This is a genomic window from Streptococcus cristatus (assembly GCF_003943535.1).
GTDB lineage: Bacteria > Bacillota > Bacilli > Lactobacillales > Streptococcaceae > Streptococcus > Streptococcus cristatus_L.
Genome location: NZ_RJPU01000002.1, coordinates 229,105 through 248,826 on the forward strand (window position 1 = coordinate 229,105; position 19,722 = coordinate 248,826).

At 43.4% G+C, this 19,722-nt stretch carries 18 protein-coding genes, 1 tRNA gene, 1 other RNA gene and 1 pseudogene; 18 read left to right on the forward strand and 3 right to left on the reverse strand.

The window, feature by feature from the left end; translation table 11 throughout:
- Window position 1 precedes the first annotated feature (1 nt).
- A complete protein-coding gene (gene pulA / locus D8790_RS04330) occupies window positions 2-2,299 on the forward strand; it encodes a type I pullulanase (RefSeq protein ID WP_125387919.1) in 2,298 nt (765 codons plus the stop codon).
- 132 nt (window positions 2,300-2,431) lie between these two features.
- Here pulA and D8790_RS04335 read toward each other — a convergent pair whose 3' ends face one another.
- Complete coding sequence (locus tag D8790_RS04335; protein WP_125387699.1) at window positions 2,432-4,633, reverse strand: LTA synthase family protein; 2,202 nt, start codon at window positions 4,631-4,633, stop codon at window positions 2,432-2,434.
- 360 nt (window positions 4,634-4,993) lie between these two features.
- Between D8790_RS04335 and D8790_RS04340 the strand changes: the two genes are divergently transcribed.
- The 13 genes from D8790_RS04340 to D8790_RS04400 all read left to right on the forward strand — a co-directional run bounded on the left by D8790_RS04340 (window position 4,994) and on the right by D8790_RS04400 (window position 14,987).
- Window positions 4,994-6,157, forward strand: coding sequence for a class I SAM-dependent rRNA methyltransferase (locus tag D8790_RS04340; RefSeq protein ID WP_125387700.1), 1,164 nt, complete (start codon window positions 4,994-4,996; stop codon window positions 6,155-6,157).
- Window positions 6,154-6,831, forward strand: a complete 678-nt coding sequence (gene aroD / locus D8790_RS04345) for a type I 3-dehydroquinate dehydratase (protein ID WP_005590561.1) — start codon at window positions 6,154-6,156, stop codon at window positions 6,829-6,831. Before D8790_RS04340 ends, aroD begins: the two co-directional genes overlap by 4 nt.
- Window positions 6,821-7,675, forward strand: coding sequence for a shikimate dehydrogenase (locus D8790_RS04350; protein ID WP_125387701.1), 855 nt, complete (start codon window positions 6,821-6,823; stop codon window positions 7,673-7,675). Before aroD ends, D8790_RS04350 begins: the two co-directional genes overlap by 11 nt.
- 53 nt (window positions 7,676-7,728) lie before the next feature.
- Complete coding sequence (gene aroB, locus D8790_RS04355; protein WP_125387702.1) at window positions 7,729-8,796, forward strand: 3-dehydroquinate synthase; 1,068 nt, start codon at window positions 7,729-7,731, stop codon at window positions 8,794-8,796.
- Window positions 8,797-8,886: 90 nt separating this feature from the next.
- Window positions 8,887-10,053: a chorismate synthase gene (aroC, locus tag D8790_RS04360; protein ID WP_125387703.1), complete on the forward strand. Its 1,167-nt coding sequence runs from the start codon at window positions 8,887-8,889 to the stop codon at window positions 10,051-10,053.
- Between the two features lie 15 nt (window positions 10,054-10,068).
- Window positions 10,069-11,175: a prephenate dehydrogenase gene (locus D8790_RS04365; protein WP_125387704.1), complete on the forward strand. Its 1,107-nt coding sequence runs from the start codon at window positions 10,069-10,071 to the stop codon at window positions 11,173-11,175.
- Between the two features lie 18 nt (window positions 11,176-11,193).
- On the forward strand, window positions 11,194-11,529 hold the full coding sequence (locus D8790_RS04370) for a YlbF/YmcA family competence regulator (protein ID WP_048765128.1): 336 nt from the start codon (window positions 11,194-11,196) through the stop codon (window positions 11,527-11,529).
- Between the two features lie 258 nt (window positions 11,530-11,787).
- Window positions 11,788-12,273 (forward strand): thioesterase family protein, encoded by a 486-nt coding sequence (locus tag D8790_RS04375; RefSeq protein WP_125387705.1) that lies wholly within the window; start codon window positions 11,788-11,790, stop codon window positions 12,271-12,273.
- A gap of 108 nt (window positions 12,274-12,381) precedes the next feature.
- Window positions 12,382-12,730, forward strand: a transfer-messenger RNA (tmRNA) gene (gene ssrA, locus D8790_RS04380).
- Between the two features lie 27 nt (window positions 12,731-12,757).
- Window positions 12,758-13,582 (forward strand): DUF695 domain-containing protein, encoded by an 825-nt coding sequence (locus tag D8790_RS04385; RefSeq protein ID WP_125387706.1) that lies wholly within the window; start codon window positions 12,758-12,760, stop codon window positions 13,580-13,582.
- A 38-nt stretch (window positions 13,583-13,620) separates the two neighbouring features.
- Window positions 13,621-13,708, forward strand: a tRNA-Ser gene (locus tag D8790_RS04390).
- 210 nt (window positions 13,709-13,918) lie between these two features.
- The gene (locus D8790_RS04395) at window positions 13,919-14,299 is read left to right on the forward strand and encodes a CidA/LrgA family protein (protein WP_125387707.1); all 381 of its coding nucleotides are present in this window, start codon (window positions 13,919-13,921) and stop codon (window positions 14,297-14,299) included.
- The gene (locus D8790_RS04400) at window positions 14,292-14,987 is read left to right on the forward strand and encodes an LrgB family protein (RefSeq protein ID WP_061422692.1); all 696 of its coding nucleotides are present in this window, start codon (window positions 14,292-14,294) and stop codon (window positions 14,985-14,987) included. The genes D8790_RS04395 and D8790_RS04400 overlap by 8 nt, the downstream gene beginning before the upstream one ends.
- Window positions 14,988-15,040: 53 nt before the next feature.
- Here the strand turns inward: D8790_RS04400 and D8790_RS04405 are convergent, their stop codons facing one another.
- Together D8790_RS04405 and D8790_RS04410 are read right to left on the reverse strand one after the other, a co-directional pair.
- The gene (locus tag D8790_RS04405; RefSeq protein ID WP_125387708.1) at window positions 15,041-15,589 is read right to left on the reverse strand and encodes an NADPH-dependent FMN reductase; all 549 of its coding nucleotides are present in this window, start codon (window positions 15,587-15,589) and stop codon (window positions 15,041-15,043) included.
- Between the two features lie 88 nt (window positions 15,590-15,677).
- Window positions 15,678-16,124, reverse strand: coding sequence for a MarR family winged helix-turn-helix transcriptional regulator (locus D8790_RS04410; protein WP_125387709.1), 447 nt, complete (start codon window positions 16,122-16,124; stop codon window positions 15,678-15,680).
- A gap of 85 nt (window positions 16,125-16,209) precedes the next feature.
- Here D8790_RS04410 and D8790_RS04415 point away from each other — a divergent pair, with 85 nt between their 5' ends.
- The 4 genes and pseudogenes from D8790_RS04415 to asnS all read left to right on the forward strand — a co-directional run bounded on the left by D8790_RS04415 (window position 16,210) and on the right by asnS (window position 19,607).
- On the forward strand, window positions 16,210-16,698 hold the full coding sequence (locus D8790_RS04415) for a cell wall elongation regulator TseB-like domain-containing protein (protein ID WP_125387710.1): 489 nt from the start codon (window positions 16,210-16,212) through the stop codon (window positions 16,696-16,698).
- Complete coding sequence (locus tag D8790_RS04420; protein WP_125387711.1) at window positions 16,695-17,873, forward strand: pyridoxal phosphate-dependent aminotransferase; 1,179 nt, start codon at window positions 16,695-16,697, stop codon at window positions 17,871-17,873. The genes D8790_RS04415 and D8790_RS04420 overlap by 4 nt, the downstream gene beginning before the upstream one ends.
- 2 nt (window positions 17,874-17,875) lie before the next feature.
- Window positions 17,876-18,240, forward strand: a pseudogene (locus tag D8790_RS04425) (VOC family protein).
- A gap of 20 nt (window positions 18,241-18,260) precedes the next feature.
- Window positions 18,261-19,607, forward strand: a complete 1,347-nt coding sequence (gene asnS / locus D8790_RS04430) for an asparagine--tRNA ligase (RefSeq protein WP_125387712.1) — start codon at window positions 18,261-18,263, stop codon at window positions 19,605-19,607.
- Window positions 19,608-19,722: the final 115 nt, after the last annotated feature.

The window sequence follows — 19,722 nt, forward strand, 5'->3', positions numbered from 1 at the left end:
AATGCTAGACTATAAGGTCATTGTCCATTACCACAATCCTAAGGGGGATTACTTTTCTTATGATTTGTGGCAGTGGCAGACGGATCAGTGGGGAAAAGAAGCACCTTTTTCTAAACTAGATTATTTTGGTATCCAGGGAGAACTATCTTTTAAAAGTTGGGAGCCCCTTAGTCAGGCTCATGTGATTGTCAAGCGTTCAGACTGGTCCAGCCAATCTTGTGATTATCACATTGATTTATTGCCAGTTCATTTGCCCACAGAGGTTTGGTTGATTGAAGGAGATCATCAGGTCTACTATTCCTTGCAAGCGGCGACGACGAGCCACCAATATTCGCGGCGACGTCCTCATAATTTCGATGTGGCCATGCGGTCGGATTATTTTGACGAATGCTGGGGCTACCAAGGTTGGCTTGGGCATCGTCTGCGGGGGCAAGTAAATGAGTTTAAAGTTTGGGCTCCGACAGCCAAAAAAGTTGAATTGGTAGTTTATAAAACTTCCGATAATCAAGCAGCTGTTTATAAAGAATTCCCTATGGAAAAGGGCGAGATTTACTCGCACGATCATGCTAAAAATACAATCGGAGTTTGGTCAGTAGAAGTGCCAGAAGATTTAGCTGGTAAGGCCTACCAGTATCATGTTCATTTTGAAAACCAGCATTTTTTGACGCGAGATCCTTATACAATCGCTACCAGTCCAGATGGCAAGCGTTCAGCTATTGTTGCCGAACAGGACAAGACTGTTGCTGGTTTTAAGGTATGTCAAGGCAAGGAGGCAACTTGGCGTTTAGATAACCCAAATCAGGCGGTCATCTATGAGATGCATATCCGAGATATTAGCAAATCGCCTAGTTCCGGTGTCGCAGAGCATTTGCGAGGGACTTTTTTAGGTGCTTGTCAACGTGGCACTAGAAATAGTCAGGGAGACCAGACCACTTTTGATTACATTCGTAATCTAGGTATCAATGTGGTGCAGCTCCAGCCGGTTTCTGACCGACATAAGGACTATGATGAAAATGGCCAAGTTACTTATAACTGGGGCTATGATCCGCAGAACTACAATGCACCAGAAACCAGTTTTTCTTCTAATCCAGATGATCCAGGTCAGGCTATCCGAGATTTGAAAACCATGATTCAGGCTTATCATGATGCAGGGATTTCTGTGACCTTAGATGTGGTTTACAATCATATTTATTCCACCTTTGACTCCGCTTTTCAATCAACAGTTCCCGATTATTACTACCGAATGAATCCCAACGGTTCTTTCCAAAATGGTACAGGTGTCGGCAGTGAGACGGCCAGTGAGCATGAAATGTTCCGCAAATTCATGATTGATTCCCTTCGCTACTGGGTAGAAGAATTCAATGTGGATGGCTTCCGTTTTGATCTGATGGGAATCCATGATGTCACCACCATGAATATCATCCGAGAAGAAATGGACAAAATTGATCCACGGATTTTGCTTTATGGTGAAGGTTGGGATATGGGAACAGGCCTGATGCCAGAGGACAAGGCTAAGAAAGACAATGCATATCAACTGCCACGAATTGGCTTTTTCAATGATACTCAGCGCGATGCGATAAAGGGTGCTGAAGTCTACGGTGGTCTGAAAGCTGGTTATGTGAGCGGACAAGCGACTGAAGATATCATAGCCAAGGCTATTCTGGGCAGCAGTGAGTTGGGCTCCTATTTGACACCGGGCCAAGTTCTTAATTATGTGGAGGCGCATGATAATTTCAATCTGCATGACTTGCTGGTTGACTTGCACCCAGAAGATGATGAGGTCACTCGGACCAAAAGAATTGAGCTGGCAACAGCTATGAACTTGCTTATGCAGGGGATGGCATTCATGGAATTGGGTCAAGAATTTTCTCGCACAAAACTAGTAGGTACAGGCGAAGAGGGCCAAGTCCTACCTAGCGACCGTGACAGGGCCATGAATAGCTATAATGCTCCCGATGCAGTCAACCAAGTGAATTGGGAATTGATTAGCCAACATCAGGAAAGTATTGATTATATTAAGCAAATCATTCACCTAAAGACAAGTCAGAAGGAATTTTCTTATCAAACCTATGAAGAGATTTACAAACATGTCTTTGTAAGAGAAGCCTTTGCTGGCAGCGGTATCGTCATTTTTGAGATTAAAGATGAAAAACATTATGAAATCATTTTTAATGCAAGTGGCCTGCCCTATTATCTTGAGAATGCGGATCGCCTACGTTTGTTGGTCGGCAATAGCCGTCATAAGAGACCTTTCTATGTTGAAAATCTGACCGCTTCCGTTTTTGAAGTGATTGTATAATATGAGTAAAGTTAAGAAAAGATTGAAGACGGCTTTGCAGCTTAAGTTTTCAATCTTTTTTGTGCTTCAAAAATAAAAACTCTCCCCAAAACATTTTTCAATGTTTTAGGAAGAGTTGAGTAGCCTCATAGATTAGGGACTGGCACTTGAACTGGAGGAGCTAGAAGAGCTGGAGGACTCTCCGCTAGTTCCCTCTTCGCTGCTAGTGCTAGAGTGAAATTGTTCTGGGTGAAGTGCTCGATAACTTGGTGAATTAAAGAGATCCACAGAAGATACACCGCCACGTTTTGAATATAGACTGGTTGATTGATCACCTTTTTCTTTCTCAATGGCCTTGAGGGCTTTCAAAGAGTTGATGTAGTTGTAATCATCAGGGTTGACTTTTCCTAGGTTATTGCCTGTGTAAAAGCGGAATAAATCCCCCGTCTGAATAGCATCGCTCATCTTCAGCTGTGTATTTGCGGCTGTTCGTATAGCTTCTAGTTCAGCTGTTGTTGACTCGTCTGGCAGAGTGATCTCCTCACCAGTTTGTGTGTTGTAAATGCGGCCGCTATAACTTGTGTATTTTGGTGTTACAAAGTTATTGGTTGAGCGGAAGGTCACGATTTGCTGGTGCTGAGGTGAGAGGAGGTCTTGGCCGACTTGAAGGTAATTTTTGGAGTCAATTCCCAATAAATGCTCCAAAGTTGGCAGCATATCGATTTGTCCGCCAAAGGTATCGATGATTTTTCCTTTTTCCATCCCAGGTATCACGACCATGTATGGCACTCTCTGCAACATGGCATTGTCATAACTAGACCAAGTCTCAGAATTTTTATTGATCAAAGGTGCCAGAGCAGGATTGCGGGAATTGGAAATTCCATAGTGGTCTCCGTAAAGAACAATAATTGAATTTTCATACAGCCCAGCTTCTTTAAGATAGTCAAAGAAGGCTTTGACAGCTGAGTCGAGGTAGTTCGCTGTTGCAAAGTAGCCATTGATGGTTTCGTCTTTGGTATCTGCCAGTGGGAAACCGATCTCGTCGCCAATCAGACTGGTCGTATAAGGATAGTGATTGGAGACGGTGATGTATTTCGCATAGAAAGGCTGCTGCAAATGTTCCAGATACTTGATGGAATCTTTGAACATAATCTTATCGTTCAAGCCATACTGGAAGGAGTTGGTCTCGTCTTGCTTGGTAAAGTAAGACGCATCGAAGAAATAATTATAACCCCATTGCTTATAGGCAGTGTTGCGGTTCCAGAAACTACCTGTATTTCCATGGAAAACAGCAGATGTATAATCTCCATTTTTCGATAGGATAAAAGGTGCTGCCTGTTGGGTATTGGTACCGCCGTAGTTGACCATGAAGGAGCCTTGGTTGAGACCGAAGAGACCAGTTTCAATCATGGTTTCAGCATCAGAAGTCTTACCAGCCTTGACCTGGTTGAAGACATTAGAGAAAGCCAGAGTTGAGTTGGAGTGGTAAAGGGAGTTGAGGAAAGGCGTAACTTCGTATTCCTTGCCCTCCATCTGCAGTTTATAATCAATCAGAAACTGCTGGAAGCTCTCTAGATGGACATAGATAACATTGCGACCTTTGGCAATGCCGTAGTATTCAGAGTTTGGCTCGGCATAGTGGGATTGGATATATTGTTGAACGGGTTCTAGATCCTTGGCAGAGGCTTTGGAACGCTCTTTATTAGCAGCATAGGTTTGATTAGCACTGTAGCCGAGAAAGGCGGGAAGACCAAGGGCGCGAACGACATAGTAATTTGAAAATCCGCGTGTCAGGAGCTCTGGACGATCAATTTCTGCTAGGAAAAGATTGGCCGAAAAGAGCATCGCTGATAGGGACGTTACAGCAAAGCTAGCGCGGAAATTAAACCTACGATGATCCAAGCGGATATACTTTTTATAAAAAAGCCAGCCCAGAATTGGGAAATCAATGATATAGATAGCATCCCAAGGGCGGAAGAGCTCCATGGCTGCTGCCCCGAGGCCTGCAGACACCTTGCTAGAGGCCAACATGGTATTGACTGTCACAAAGTCGGTAAACTCACGGTAGTAGATGGAGTTTGATACCAACCATACAAAGAGCATGATGTAGATAGCCGTGCTGACACAATAAAAAAGCTTGGTCGGCTTGATATAAAGAGCGAGTCCAATCAGCAAAAGTCCAATTGGGAAAGGGTTAATCAGAGCCAGAAAAATTTGATAGGCTCCTTGAATATCTAAATTAAAATCAACGGTATAAGCCCACATGGTTTTTAACCAATAAATCGTGAGCAAGCTCAAGACGAAACCGAGCCTTGTACTCATAAAATTGAGTAAATTCTTGGTTATTTTTTTCACAGAAAGATACTTCCTTGTCTTATTTCCTAAAAATTCTCTTCTTCTAAGTATATCACAATTTTTCAAGTTGAGGAAAAATTGAGGTGATTTAGTGTGTAGTTTATTTTATTTGTAAAGTAATTTAATAAGGGCAATCATTTCCTAGCTTCAGGATTGTTCGCAAGAATATCTAAAATTAAACAGGCCTTGCTTCATGATAGATAGTGGAAAGTGGTAGTAGGGAAGCTTACTTGAAAGTCCACCTGATAAAATAAATATTTAATATATAAAATGTTGAAAATTTCTTCTACTAAAACAAGATTATGTGAAAATAATAAATATGCTTTGAGAATTTTCACAATATTTGGTATAATAATGCTTATGAAGAAACTTACTGTTAATAAACAGACAGAGGAAAAGTTGAGAAAAGGAATTTTAGTTCTAGATAAGAATGATTTTCCAACTCTTTCATTCACCGATCAATGTGTGGAATTGCATAGTCAGCAGGGGAAGTTCTTGGGAACGGCTTATCTCTCCTTACAAAATAAGGGACTTGGTTGGCTGATTTCCTATGCTAAGGTAGAGCTGAACTCAGCTTTCTTTCAGCATTTGTTTGAAAAAGCTAAAGACAAGCGTTTCTATTACCGTCATGCGGAGGATACGACAGCCTATCGCTTGTTTAACCAAGAAGGTGACGGTTTTGGCGGTTTTACGGTTGATATCTATGAGAAATATGCCGTTTTCTCTTGGTACAATTCCTTTGTTTTTTCAATCAAGGACCAGATAGTGGCTGCTTTCCAGCAGGTCTTTCCTGAGGTCGCTGGAGCTTACGAGAAGATTCGCTTCAAGGGCTTGGACTATGAGTCTGCCCATCTCTACGGAGCAGAAGCGCCAGCCTATTTTACGGTTTTGGAAAATGGCGTGCGCTATCAAGTCTTCATGAATGATGGCCTGATGACTGGGATTTTTCTGGACCAGCACGAGGTGCGGGGAAGTTTGGTTGACGGCTTAGCTAGCGGAAAAAGTCTGCTCAATATGTTTTCTTATACAGCAGCTTTCTCGGTGGCAGCTGCCATGGGCGGTGCCAGTCAAACAACTTCGGTGGATTTGGCCAAACGTAGCCGTGAGCTTTCTCAGGCGCATTTTGAAGCCAATGGTTTGGATTTAGAGCCACATCGTTTCGTGGTCATGGATGTTTTTGATTATTTCAAATACGCCAAGCGTCACGAGTTGAGGTATGATGTAATTGTCCTAGATCCGCCGAGCTTTGCTCGCAATAAAAAGCAGACCTTCTCTGTTGCGAAAGATTACCATCGTTTGGTAGCTCAGGCCTTGGAAATCTTGAGTCCGAATGGAATATTGATTCTTTCGACCAACGCAGCTAATGTTCCTAAAAGTAAGTTTAAAAAAGAAATTGAAAAAGGATTTGCAGGAGTCCCTCACCGCTATCTAGCGGAATATGGTCTACCAGCAGACTTTGTATACAATAAGAAAGATGAGAATAGTAACTACCTCAAGGTATTTACAATTAAGGTGGACAAATGAAATTAGTCGTTTCAATCATGCCCAGAAGTTTAGAAGAGGCTAAAGCAATTGATGTGAGTCGTTATGATGATGCTGACATTATCGAATGGCGCGCGGACTTTTTGCCTAAAGAGAGCATTCTCAATGTTGCTCCTGCTATTTTCGAGAAATTTGCTGGACGTGAATTGCTCTTCACGCTGCGAAGTCGCGGAGAAGGTGGCGAAATTGATCTGTCAGATGATGAATATGTTGCTCTTATCAAAGAAGTAGCCAATTTTTATTCGCCAGACTATGTTGATTTTGAATACTATTCGCATAAAGATAAATTTGAAGAAATGCTCGAGTTTCCTAATTTAGTTCTCAGTTATCATAATTTTGAGGAAACGCCTGAAAATATGATGGAAATTTTGTCAGAATTGACAAGTTTGGCACCAAAAGTGGTCAAAGTTTCTGTCATGGCGCATAATGAGCAGGATGTCTTGGACCTGATGAACTACACTCGTGGATTTAAGATTTTGAATCCTGAGCAAGAGTATGTGACGATTTCTATGGGGAAAGTCGGAAAGATTTCTCGCTTAGCTGCAGATTTGACAGGTTCGAGCTGGTCTTTTGCCAGTGTTGAACAGCCGAGTGCACCAGGCCAGGTTTCCCTCGCAAACATGAAGGTTGTTCGGGAGATTTTAAATGAAAATTGATGGCCATACTCGTCTAGCAGTAGTGGTTGCTAAGCCGATTAAGCATAGCATTTCACCATTTATTCATAATACTGCCTTTGAGAAGACTGCTGTCAATGGTGTCTACCTTGCTTGGGAAATTGGAGCAGAGGATTTAGAAGCGACCGTTGCTAATATCCGAAGGTATAATATGTTTGGGATAAATTTGTCAATGCCCTACAAGCAGGAAGTCATCCAATATCTTGATGAATTGGCTCCCAGTGCCCGTCTTATCGGGGCTGTGAATACAGTGGTGAATGAAAATGGTACATTGATAGGATATAATACGGATGGCAAGGGATTTTTTAAGAGCTTGCCGTCTTTTGCTATTCAGGGCAGAAAAATGACCATTTTAGGTGCTGGAGGAGCCGCGACAGCTATTATCGCTCAAGCTGCTTTGGATCAGGCAGAGGAAATCTTTGTCTTTACTCGGCAGACTTCCTATGAGAAAACTGTCAGCAAGATGGCAGCTATCAGCCGCCAGACTAAGAGTAGGATTCAAGTGTTGAACTTAGAAGACTCGGCTACCTTGCAGGATAAAATTAACCAATCAGACCTTCTGGTCAATGGAACAAGTGTGGGTATGGATGGAAAAACTTTGCCATTAGCTGAAAGTATTCAGCTGCCGAGCCAGATTTTAGTCGCGGATGTGATTTATAAACCTTTTGAAACACCTTTTTTAAAGTGGGCTCGAAGTCAGAAGGTAGTGGCAGTGAATGGTCTGGGTATGTTGCTTTATCAGGCAGCAGAAGCTTTTGAGCTTTGGACAAGTCAATCCATGCCCTGTCAGGAAATTTGGCAGCAGCTGGAAGCTCTGTATAAATAGTTACTCGTACTCAACTGCTCTATGGTTGGAGCAGGAAAAACAAGGAGGCGCTTATGAAATTGAATGTAAATCTCCCCCATCATCCCTATGATATTACCATCGAAAAAGGAGACTTATCTCAGGCTGGAAACTGGCTGAGTCAGCTTTGGCAGCCTCAGAAAGTGGTCATCATCACGGACAATCGAGTGGCTCGACTCTACGCGGAAAAGGTCAAGCTGAGCTTAGAAGCGGCTGGGTTTGAGACTTTTGTCTTTGACTTTTTGGAGGGCGAAGCCAGTAAGAACCTAAAGACAGTCAACAAAGCTTATGAATTCCTGGTCAAGGTTGGCCTGACCCGCAGTGACGGCATTGTAGCCTTGGGTGGTGGTGTTGTCGGTGATTTGGCAGGCTTTGTTGCTTCGACCTATATGCGAGGCATTCATTTCGTGCAGATTCCGACCAGTCTGACAGCTCAAGTTGACTCCTCAATTGGTGGTAAGACAGGTGTCAATACGCCTTGGGCCAAGAATATGGTCGGGACTTTTACCCAGCCTGACGGAGTTCTGATTGACCCAGAAGTCTTGCATACTTTGGGTCAGCGGGAACTAATCGAAGGTATGGGCGAGGTGGTCAAGTACGGCTTGATTGAGGATAAGGAACTCTGGGATGAGCTGTCAGAAATGAACGGCAGTCCAGAGTCGATTTTGGAGCATGCTGAAAGCATCATTTACCATTCCTGCGATGTCAAACGTAAGATTGTGGTCGAGGACGAGCTGGATAATGGCGTCCGCCTCTATCTGAATTTCGGCCATACCATTGGGCACGCTATCGAAGCGACAGCGGGCTATGGAAAAGTCATGCACGGTGAAGCGGTGGCGATTGGCATGGTACAAATTTCTCGAGTCGCTGAAAAGAAAGGTCTCATGCCAGCTGGGATTACAGAAGACATCATCCGTATGTGTCAGAAGTTTGGCTTGCCGGTGGATTATCAGCCTTGGAATGAGAATGCTCTTTATCAGGCCCTGACCCATGATAAGAAGGCTCGAGGGAATTCTATCAAACTAGTACTGGTGCCTGAGCTGGGTTCGGCTAGCATTCACCAGATTCCGCTGGAAGAGATGAAAGAATTTCTGAAGAAATAAGTGCTAGATGGAGTTTAAGACGATTGGATAGCTTGGATAAAAATAGACAGGTCGTCCATATCTTTCCATCCCAGAAATAGGAGAAAATGTATGAGATATTTAACAGCAGGAGAATCCCACGGACCACGTCTGACAGCTATTATTGAGGGAGTGCCGGCTGGTCTTCCTCTGACCGCTGATTATATCAATGCTGAGCTCAAGCGACGCCAGGGTGGGTATGGTCGCGGTGCCCGCATGAAGATTGAGAGCGATCAAGTCGAGATTACGTCTGGGGTTCGGCATGGCTTGACCATGGGCGGCCCGATTACCCTCAATGTCACGAATCTGGATCATCAGAAGTGGCTGGAGATTATGAGCGTGGCAGATGTGGATGAAAAGAAAAAAGGGCTGCGTAAGATTACCAAACCACGCCCTGGCCATGCGGATTTGGTCGGTGGTATGAAATACCGCTTTGACGATTTGCGAAATTCACTTGAGCGTTCTTCTGCCCGCGAAACGACCATGCGTGTAGCAGTCGGAGCGGTAGCCAAGCGTTTGCTGGAAGAAATCGGTGTAGGGGTGGCTAGCCATATCGTAACTTTTGGTGGCATTGATATTGATGTGCCGGACGACCTGACTGTAGCAGAAATCAAGGAAAGAGCTGCCCAGTCGGAGGTTTCCATTGTCAATCCCGAGCGCGAAGAAGAGATCAAGGCCTACATTGATCAGATTAAGAAAGATGGCGATACCATCGGAGGTGTCATTGAGACTGTCGTTGGAGGTGTTCCGGTCGGTTTGGGTTCCTATGTCCAATGGGACAAGAAGTTGGACGCCAAGATTGCTCAGGGAGTCGTTTCCATCAATGCTTTCAAGGGAGTTGAGTTTGGTGTGGGCTTTGAAGCAGGCCGTCTCAAGGGCAGTCAAGTCATGGATGAAATCCTTTGGTCTGAGGAAGATGGCTTCACTCGCAAGACTAATAATCTAGGCGGCTTTGAGGGGGGTATGACCAATGGTCAGCTAATCGTGGTGCGAGGTGTTATGAAGCCCATTCCAACCCTTTACAAGCCACTGATGAGCGTGGATATTGAGACCCACGAGCCCTACAAGGCGACAGTGGAGCGGAGCGATCCTACGGCTCTGCCAGCGGCGGGTGTTGTCATGGAAAGCGTGGTGGCAACAGTTTTAGCTACCGAAGTCTTGGAGAAATTCTCTTCGGACAATCTGGAAGAACTGAAGGATGCGGTAGCCCGCCATCGGGAATTTGTCAAGAACTTTTAGAAGAGAGGAGTTGGCATGGAGAGAAAAACGGTCTATATCGCAGGTCTGGGACTGATTGGAGCTTCCTTGGCTCTGGGCATCAGGCGAGCTCATCCTGAGATAGAGATTCTTGGCTATAATCGAAGTGAAGAATCAAGACGGATTGCCTTAGAGCGGGGAATGGTCGACCGGGTAACGGATGATTTTGCCGCCCTTGCTCCATTGGCTGATGTGATTATTCTGGCTGTGCCTATCAAGCAAACCATAGCATTTATCAAGGATCTAGCGGAGCTGGACCTGAAGGAAAATGCCATCATCTCAGATGCTGGATCAACCAAGGCTAAGATTGTGGCTGCAGCAGAAAAGTATCTGCAGAATAAGCCCATCCGCTTTGTCGGTGCTCATCCTATGGCTGGAAGTCACAAGACCGGAGCCAAGGCTGCCCATGTCAACCTCTTTGAAAATGCCTATTATATCTTCACCCCTTCTAGTCTGACCAAGCCTGGTACGCTTGAGGAAATGAAAGACTTGCTGAGTGGTCTTCATGCCCGCTTTATCCAAGTGGACGCAGCCGAGCATGATCGAGTGACCAGTCAAATCAGTCATTTTCCGCATATCCTAGCCTCCAGCCTGATGGAGCAAGCGGCAGCATATAGCCAAGAGCATGAGCTGACCCAGTCTTTTGCAGCCGGTGGTTTTCGAGATATGACACGGATTGCGGAGAGCGAGCCGGGTATGTGGACCTCTATTCTCTTGACAAATCATCAAGCCATTTTGGAGCGGCTGGAAGATTTTAAAGCCCAGTTAGATAAGGTGGCTGCAGCGATTGAGGCTAAGGACGAGACAGCTATTTGGGAATTTTTCGACCGAGGACGGCAAAGCCGCAAACAAATGGAAATTCATAAGCGTGCAGGTGTGGACAGCTTTTATGACCTCTTTATTGAGGTGCCCGACGAAGAAGATGCGATATTGGGTATTTTGGAGCTTCTGCGCGGAATTTCGGTCGTCAATATTCGGATCAACGAGGAAAACCGAGAAGATATCAACGGTATTCTGCAAATCACCTTTAAAAATCGCCAAGATTTGGAAAAATCTGCTAAAATAGTAAGTGAAAATACGGATTACCAAGTGTCCGTAGATTAATATAGAATGGAGAACTCTATGTCAAATATTTATGATTTAGCCAATGAACTCAGCCGTGGACTTCGCGAAATGCCAGAGTACAAAGCTGTGGTAGAAAGCAAGCAGGCTATCAATGCGGATAGTGAAGCCAAGGCTATTTTTGATGACTATCTAGCTTTCCAGAAAGAGCTGCAGCAACTGGCTCAAACAGGTCAAATGCCGACTCCAGACATTCAAGAAAAGATGCAGAGTTTTGGAGATAAAATCCAAGGCAATGATTTATTATCAGCCTTCTTTAATAAGCAACAACAACTCTCTATCTACTTGTCTGATATTGAACGGATTATTTTTGAACCAATTCAGGAACTATTCTAATAGAGAAATTTATAAGATTTTATGAAACCAAGAAGCCAGATCGGGCCTTCTTGGTTTTTCTATGCTTTAGAAAGGCTATTCAGGCTGAAAATAAGCGTCTTTAATTCAAGAAAGAGGTAGAAAACTTAGGTGCTTTTTATAAAATCAGATTATAGCAACAATTAAAATATATTGACTCTACTTTCTATTTACTATTGCCCCAAAGGCTGATATACTAATCAAAAAACGCTTACAATCTGATTTTTGAAAGGAACTGCTATGACTTTAGAAACAAGAAAGATTGCGATTCAAGATACATATGGCGACCGATTTCAACATTGCTGGGGCTGCGGTCCGAAGAATGAGCTAGGTCTACATTTAAAGACTTATCCTAGCTTGGATGGGAAGGAATGTATTACTAGAATACGACCAGAATCTCACTACACTGGTGGTGTGCCGGCCAATGTTTTTGGTGGCATGATTGCTATGATTTTTGATTGCCATGGAACGGCTTCAGCAGCTTGGTTTGCCCATCAAGAAAAAGGCTTGGACTTGACCCAAGATACAGTCATTGGTCGCTTTATCACAGCCCGTTTAGAAGTTGATTATAAAAGCCCGACGCCTATTGATCAGGAAATCATCGTCACTTCGCAGCTTGAGGAGTTGGGAGCAAGGAAGGCTATTATCGTGATGGAGATGTCAGTAGCAGGACAGCCAAGAGCCAAGGCTAGAATGGTGGCAGTTGCAGTAAAAGATCATATGTAGTCAAATCCCCTTGGTGCCTTATATCAAGGGAATTTTAGCATCTTTGGAGTAATTTTATCTTGATTTTTGCAATTAGGACATTATTTTGGTATAATAGTTACTTGTCTTGGGGTCGTTACGGATTCGACAGGCATTATGCGGCACATTTTGCGACTCATCTAGCGGATGTAAAACGCCAGTTAAATATAACTGCAAAAAATAACAATTCTTACGCTTTAGCTGCTTAAAAACCAGCCAGCGTGACCTGATTCGGATTGCTTGTGTCTGATGACCGGTCTTATTATGAGCAAGCTACGGTAAAATCAAGTCTAGGGATTTTACAAGAGATTGATAGACTCGCTTAGCTTGGGCTTGAGCCATGTGTCAAAGCTGAGTTAAATGAAGACATGGCCTATGGTCGTAGACAAATGTGTTAGCAGGTGTTTGGACGTGGGTTCGACTCCCACCGGCTCCATAGGGATATGTAAATGAGGTTTTTGATGATATGAGTTTTTTTGGAAAAATCTTAGGGAAAAGTCAAGATAGTCATCTACCCATTGAGGAGGTTTCTGTTGATTTAGAGAATCTTCCGAATGAATGGGGCTCTTTTTCGACCCTTATTGATGACCGAATGGCTAGTATCCGTCTAAATTTAGCGTTGAATTCTATCGCTCCCTATCCATCCTATACTTATGCACTACGGTTGAGAATTGCCATTTTGAATGTTGATCCAGAAACAGGGTTTCCAGATTATGACGAATTTTCTAATTTGAATCTTATCGAAGATCGTCTTTCAGAAGCGATGAAGCGCATTGCGGCTATCTATGTCGGAGTAGTCATCACAGATGGTCATATAGAATTTTATTACTATTTGAAAGATAGAGAGCGACACATGCCGATTATTGCTCAGGTAATGGAGCAATTTTCGAAATATCAATATAGTTCAGCTACTCTGGTGGATCCTGAATGGAAACAATACTTTGACTTCTTGTATCCAAATGAATATGAGTACCAATCTATCTTAAACCAGCGTATCTGGTATCGCTTAGAAAAAGACGGGGATGACCACAGTCAACTAAGGGAAATCACTCATCAGTTTAGTTTTGAGACTTACGATGATCGTGTTTCCTTTATGGGGGATGCCTCTGCTCTTGATTATAATATTTCTTCTAAGAAAAAAGAAGAAGGCGATCCTCGACCTTACAAACTAGAAATATCCCGATTTGATACCACAGAGCTCCCTAGCATCAACCAACATGTTTGGGAATTAATAGAAATTTCAAAAAAATATAACGGAAAGTATAGCGGCTGGAGCTGCAATGTGGTATAATGGATAAAGTTTTGAGAAAGCAAGTCTTTCTCTTTTATGGAAGATTACTCAAGAGGCTTAAGAGGCTGTGTTGGAAACGCAGTAGGCGTGTAAAAGCGTGCGTGGGTTCGAATCCCATGTCTTCCGTTGTATTTCAAGAAGCGCCTAAAGGCGCTTTTTTGATAGCAGGACGAAGAACGATAATCACTTTGTTTAATGCTAGACCCGCAGAATATAGAAGTAAGGATAGTATGTAAGAAATCAGATGGATTCGTTTCCATCTTTTTTATTTGAGAAAAACCTTGAAATTTTTCTGAAAAGGAGTAAACTGTACATAGAAAGTTTCGGAGGTTCTGCATGAAGTTATATGTCCAGTTGATGATTATTTTCTCGATTTCCATCATTGGAGAGGGGATATCAAGTGTCTTCCATCTTCCCATTCCAGGTAGTATTATCGGCTTAATCTTGCTATTTCTTGCTTTGCAGTTTAAGTTATTGCGGCTCCGCCACGTCAGTATGGTCGGAAACTTCCTGTTAGCCAATATGACCATTCTTTTTCTGCCGCCGGCGGTTGGTATTATGGATAAATTCCATGTGATTGCTCCTTATCTGCTACCGATTATCTTGATTATTCTTGGTGCCATTGTTTTAAATGTGATCGTCATTGCCCTTGTCGTACAATTCATCAAGCAGCATTTTGAAGGCGATTATGAGGAAGGAGGGGTAGACCATGTCTAATCTATGGAGTAACCCGCTATTTGGCCTCGCTTTGTCCATTTTGGCCTACCTCATTGGGATGCTGATTTTCCGTAGATTTCCTCATCCTTTGACAACGCCTCTCCTTTTAGCAGCGATTTTGGTCATTGCCTTTTTGAAATTAACGGGAATTTCTTATAAGGACTACTATGTCGGTGGGGCTTATTTGAACAATTTAATCGTACCGTCAACGGTTGCTTTGGGGATTCCGCTTTATAAGACCTTCCACTTGATGAAGCACCACGCTCGCAGTATCCTGCTAGGAACCTTTGTGGCTGTAGTGGTCAATACGACTTTCACGGCTCTGCTTGCAAAATTCTTTGGGATGGATTTCTTTTTAGCGATTTCCCTATTCCCAAAATCTGTCACAACAGCGATGGCGGTAGGAATTACTGATAAAATGCAGGGCTTGACAACTGTTACCTTGGTGGTTGTTGTGGCGACAGGTATTTTGACAAGTGTCATGGGACCCACTATTCTTAAACTGCTGAAAATTAAGGATCCAGTAGCAGTTGGCTTGGCCTTAGGTGGCACGGGGCATGCAGTTGGTACCGGAACGGCTTTCAAATATGGACATGTTGCTGGAGCCATGGCAGGTCTTGCAATCGGAGTGACAGGGATCATGTATGTAATTGTCAGTCCAATCGTCGCAGCCATTATCTTAAAATAAAAAAACATGAAGCAGTATTTCTCGGAAATTTTGCTTCATGTTTTTATTTTATCTTAGTTGATAGCTGCTAGGAGGGCATCTGCTTGGGCAGAAAGCTCAGCAAGCTTGTCTTCTGAAAGGACTAATTGACCAGTTCCCCAAGCTTCTGGGTTGATACCGACACCAGTAAATTGATCAACCACATTCATGCGAATAAATGGAAGGAGGCTACGGTAGTGCTTGAAGACCTCGTCAGGTGAAGTGCCGTTAGCAACAGATGAAACAGTTACCACTTTGGCATTGAGGGCAGAAGGGCCGCTTGGATCTGACAAATCAAGTGCGCGTGAAGTCCAGTCGAGCAAGTTTTTCACCACGCCTGGGATGGCCCAGTTGTAGACAGGTGAGAAGATCCAGATAACATCAGCTGCAAGGATTTCTTCACGAACCTTGGCAACAGCAGCTGGAGCTGGACTTTCGAGGTCTTGGTTGAAGAATGGTACATCCTTGTAGTCCAGATAGGAAACCTCAGCTTTGCCAGCTAGAGCCTTTTCTGCTTGTGCTGCCAACTGATGATTGAATGAACCTTGACGAAGTGAGCCGACAATAAATAGTACTTTAGACATAAATGTGTCCTCCATTTTATCCTTATTTTAAGAGGTCTCCCCCTTGTTACTATTTATGTTACAACAATTGTCACTAATTAGCAATAATTTAGCTCAGCTTTTTGAAAGTTTTTAAAATCCGCACCAAATCTTCTTTGTCGTTTTGGGAGAGGTGGGCAGTCATGTGGCGGATATTGGCCATGTGCTCTGGCAAGACAGCCTCGATCTTTTTCTGGCCTTGGTCGGTTAGTTGGATGAGAAAGGAGCGGCGGTCATTGGGATTGCAGCTGCGACTTATCCAGCCATCTCTCTCCATGTTTTTGATAACGACCGTCATATTTCCCGAAGTAGCTAGCATGCTATCAATCAAATCTTGAATCCGCAACTCTCCTTTGCTATACAAGGTTTCCAAAACGGAAAATTGGGTAGGCGTCAAATTGTGCTTTTTAAAAATTTGAGCTTCGAGATTTCGAATAGTGCGCTCCGCCTTATGAAGAACGATAATTGTCTTGAGGTCAAGTAGAGTCTCGTTATCTAGGTTTTCAGTTATTTTCATAGCAACATTTTAACAATAAGTAGTAATAAATGCAAATGTAATAAAAGTCCTAGAAAAATCAGGCTATTTGTAGTATAATGATTCAGTGAAACCTAAAATTAAAGAAAGGGCTAAATTTCCTATAAGGCACTATGCCATCGGGCTTTTCCTAGTCCTCACGGCGCTTGTTTTTTCATTTTTTACGATCTTGCACTTTGCTATCGAGCCTTGGCAGTCAGCCAAGGAAGGTTCTCAACAAATCGCTAAGGAATATGCAGATTTGGAAAGTCTGACAAGCTTTGCGATTTATAATGGCAAAGAGTCCTACTATAGCTTGATTGGGACAAATAGTAAAAAAGAGGAAGAAGCTGTTCTGATTTCCAAAAATTCCAATAAAATCCATGTCTATCACTTGCAAGATGGGATGAGTCAGGCAGAGGCAGAGCAGGTGGCCAAGGAAAATGGAGCGACCTCTATTGATAAGACCACTTTTGGTTACTTAGACGGTCAGCCTGTTTGGGAAATTAAGTCTGGAAGCACTTATTACAATATCGGATTTGAAAGCAAAACATTGCTCAGCAAGGAGGGGCTATGAAATTATCCAATCGTGTTTTAAATATGGAAGAAAGTGTGACTCTGGCAGCGGCAGCCAGAGCGAAAGCTTTGAAGGCTGAAGGCAGGGATATCCTTTCTTTGACCTTGGGAGAACCGGATTTTCCGACGCCTAAGAATATTCAGCAAGCGGCGATTGCAGCGATTGAAGATGGCAGAGCCAGTTTTTATACGGTAACAAGTGGCCTGCCTGAGCTGAAAGCAGCGGTTGTAGACTATTTTGCCAAGTATTATGGCTATGAGATTCAGCCTAATCAAGTGATAGTGGCAACGGGTGCTAAGTTCTCTCTTTACACCTTCTTTATGAGCGTGATTGATCCAGGAGATGAAGTCATTATTCCGACGCCTTATTGGGTCAGCTATGCCGATCAGATCTTGATGGCTGAAGGAAAGCCTGTTTTTGCTCAAGCGACAGAGGAAAATAACTTTAAGGTGACGGTGGCCCAGTTGGAGGCTGCCCGTACTAAGAAGACCAAGGTCTTAGTTCTAAACTCTCCGTCCAATCCGACTGGTATGATTTATACAGCAGAAGAGCTGCTAGCTATCGGAAACTGGGCTGTTGAGCATGATATCCTGATCTTGGCTGACGATATTTATGGTCGTTTGGTCTATAATGGCAATAAGTTTACGCCGATTTCCAGTCTGTCAGAGGAAATTCGCAAGCAAACAGTCGTCATCAATGGTGTTTCCAAGAGCTACTCTATGACGGGCTGGCGGATTGGCTATGCAGTAGGTGAGCCTGAAATTATCTCAGCCATGAGCAAGGTTGCAGGGCAAACGACTTCTAATCCAACAGCAGTGGCGCAATATGCGGCCATTGAAGCCTTGACGGGCAGTCAGGATACGGTCGAAAATATGAGATTGGCCTTTGAAGAACGCCTGAATACTATTTATCCTTTGCTGGCTCAAGTGCCTGGCTTTGAGGTTGTCAAACCTCAGGGAGCCTTCTATCTCTTCCCAAATGTTAAAAAAGCGATGGAAATGAAAGGCTATACCGATGTGACCGCCTTTACCACAGCGATTTTAGAAGAAGTAGGAGTTGCTTTGGTGACAGGGGACGGATTTGGTGCGCCAGAAAATGTCCGCCTCAGCTATGCGACTGACATGGATACACTAAAAGAAGCGATTCAACGCCTCAAGGATTTCATGGAGAAGTAAGAATGATTGATCATTTTGAGATTAAAGTAAAGAATTTGGAAGCTAGCAAGCTATTTTATCAGAAAACCTTAGCTCCTTTGGGATATAAAATAGCCTTTGAGATACCTCAAGCAGTGAGTTTTGCAGAGCCACGAACAGCGGCAGCTGGTGATTTCTGGCTAGGTCAAGGAGAATCGGATCCAACTCATTTTGCTTTTAATGCTGAGACGCGGGAGCAGGTGGATGCTTTTTATCAAGCAGGTCTAGTAGGGGCGGTCAAGATAATGGTGCTCCAGGCATTCGTCCCCAATATCACCAGCCTTATTATGCAGCTTTTATCCTAGACCCAGATGGAAATAATGTCGAAGTAGTCTGCCACAAAGAATAAAAATAGAAAAGAGAAAAAACGTGTCGAAGAAAAATGTAACAATTATTGATGTAAAAAATCATGTCGGTGAAGAAGTAACGATTGGTGCTTGGGTAGCCAACAAGTCAGGAAAAGGGAAAATCGCTTTCTTGCAGTTGCGTGATGGTTCTGCCTTTTTCCAAGGTGTAGCCTTCAAACCTAACTTTATTGAGAAATTTGGCGAAGAAGTAGGACTTGAGAAGTTTGATACTATTAAACGCTTGAGCCAAGAAACGTCTGTATATGTGACAGGGATTGTCAAGGAAGATGAGCGTTCAAAATTTGGCTATGAGCTGGACATTACAGATATCGAAATCATCGGCGAGTCTAACGACTATCCAATTACGCCAAAAGAACATGGGACTGACTTCCTCATGGACAACCGTCACTTGTGGCTGCGTTCTCGTAAGCAAGTGGCAATGATGCAAATCCGTAATGCTATTATCTATGCTACCTATGAATTCTTTGACAAGAATGGCTTTATGAAGTTTGACAGCCCGATCTTGTCAGGAAATGCGGCAGAGGATTCGACTGAGCTCTTTGAAACCGACTACTTTGGAACTCCAGCTTACTTGAGCCAATCTGGTCAGCTTTACCTCGAAGCGGGAGCTATGGCTCTGGGCCGTGTTTATGACTTTGGACCTGTATTCCGTGCAGAGAAATCAAAAACTCGCCGTCACTTGACAGAGTTCTGGATGATGGATGCGGAGTATAATTTTGTTACTCATGATGAGTCACTCGACTTGCAGGAAGCTTATGTTAAAGCCTTGATTCAAGGTGTTCTTGACCGTGCTCCTCAAGCTTTGGAAACATTGGAACGTGATGTAGAACTCTTGAAGCGCTACGTTGCTGAGCCTTTCAAGCGTGTTACTTATGATGAAGCGATTGATCTTTTGCAAGCTCATGAAAATGATGAAGATGCAGATTATGAGCATTTGGAACATGGCGATGACTTTGGGTCACCACATGAAACATGGATTTCAAACTACTTTGGTGTACCAACATTCGTCGTGAATTACCCAGCAGCTATCAAAGCTTTCTACATGAAGCCAGTTCCTGGAAATTCAGACCGTGTCCTCTGTGCAGACTTGCTTGCTCCAGAAGGCTACGGAGAAATCATCGGTGGCTCTATGCGTGAGGAAGACTACGATGCTCTTGTCGCTAAAATGAATGAGCTTGGTATGGATACTTCAGAATATGAATTCTACTTGGATCTTCGTAAGTATGGATCTGTTCCACACGGTGGATTTGGTATCGGTATCGAGCGTATGGTAACCTTTGTCGCAGGTACCAAGCATATCCGTGAAGCCATTCCATTCCCACGTATGCTGCACCGTATTAAACCTTAAAATCAATAAAAACGCCCGTGTGGCGTTTTTTCAACAATGAACTATGAAATAATCCAAATATAGAATTTTAGAGAAAGAAGAGGTAGGAGTCATGTAACCAGCAGATTAACAAGTG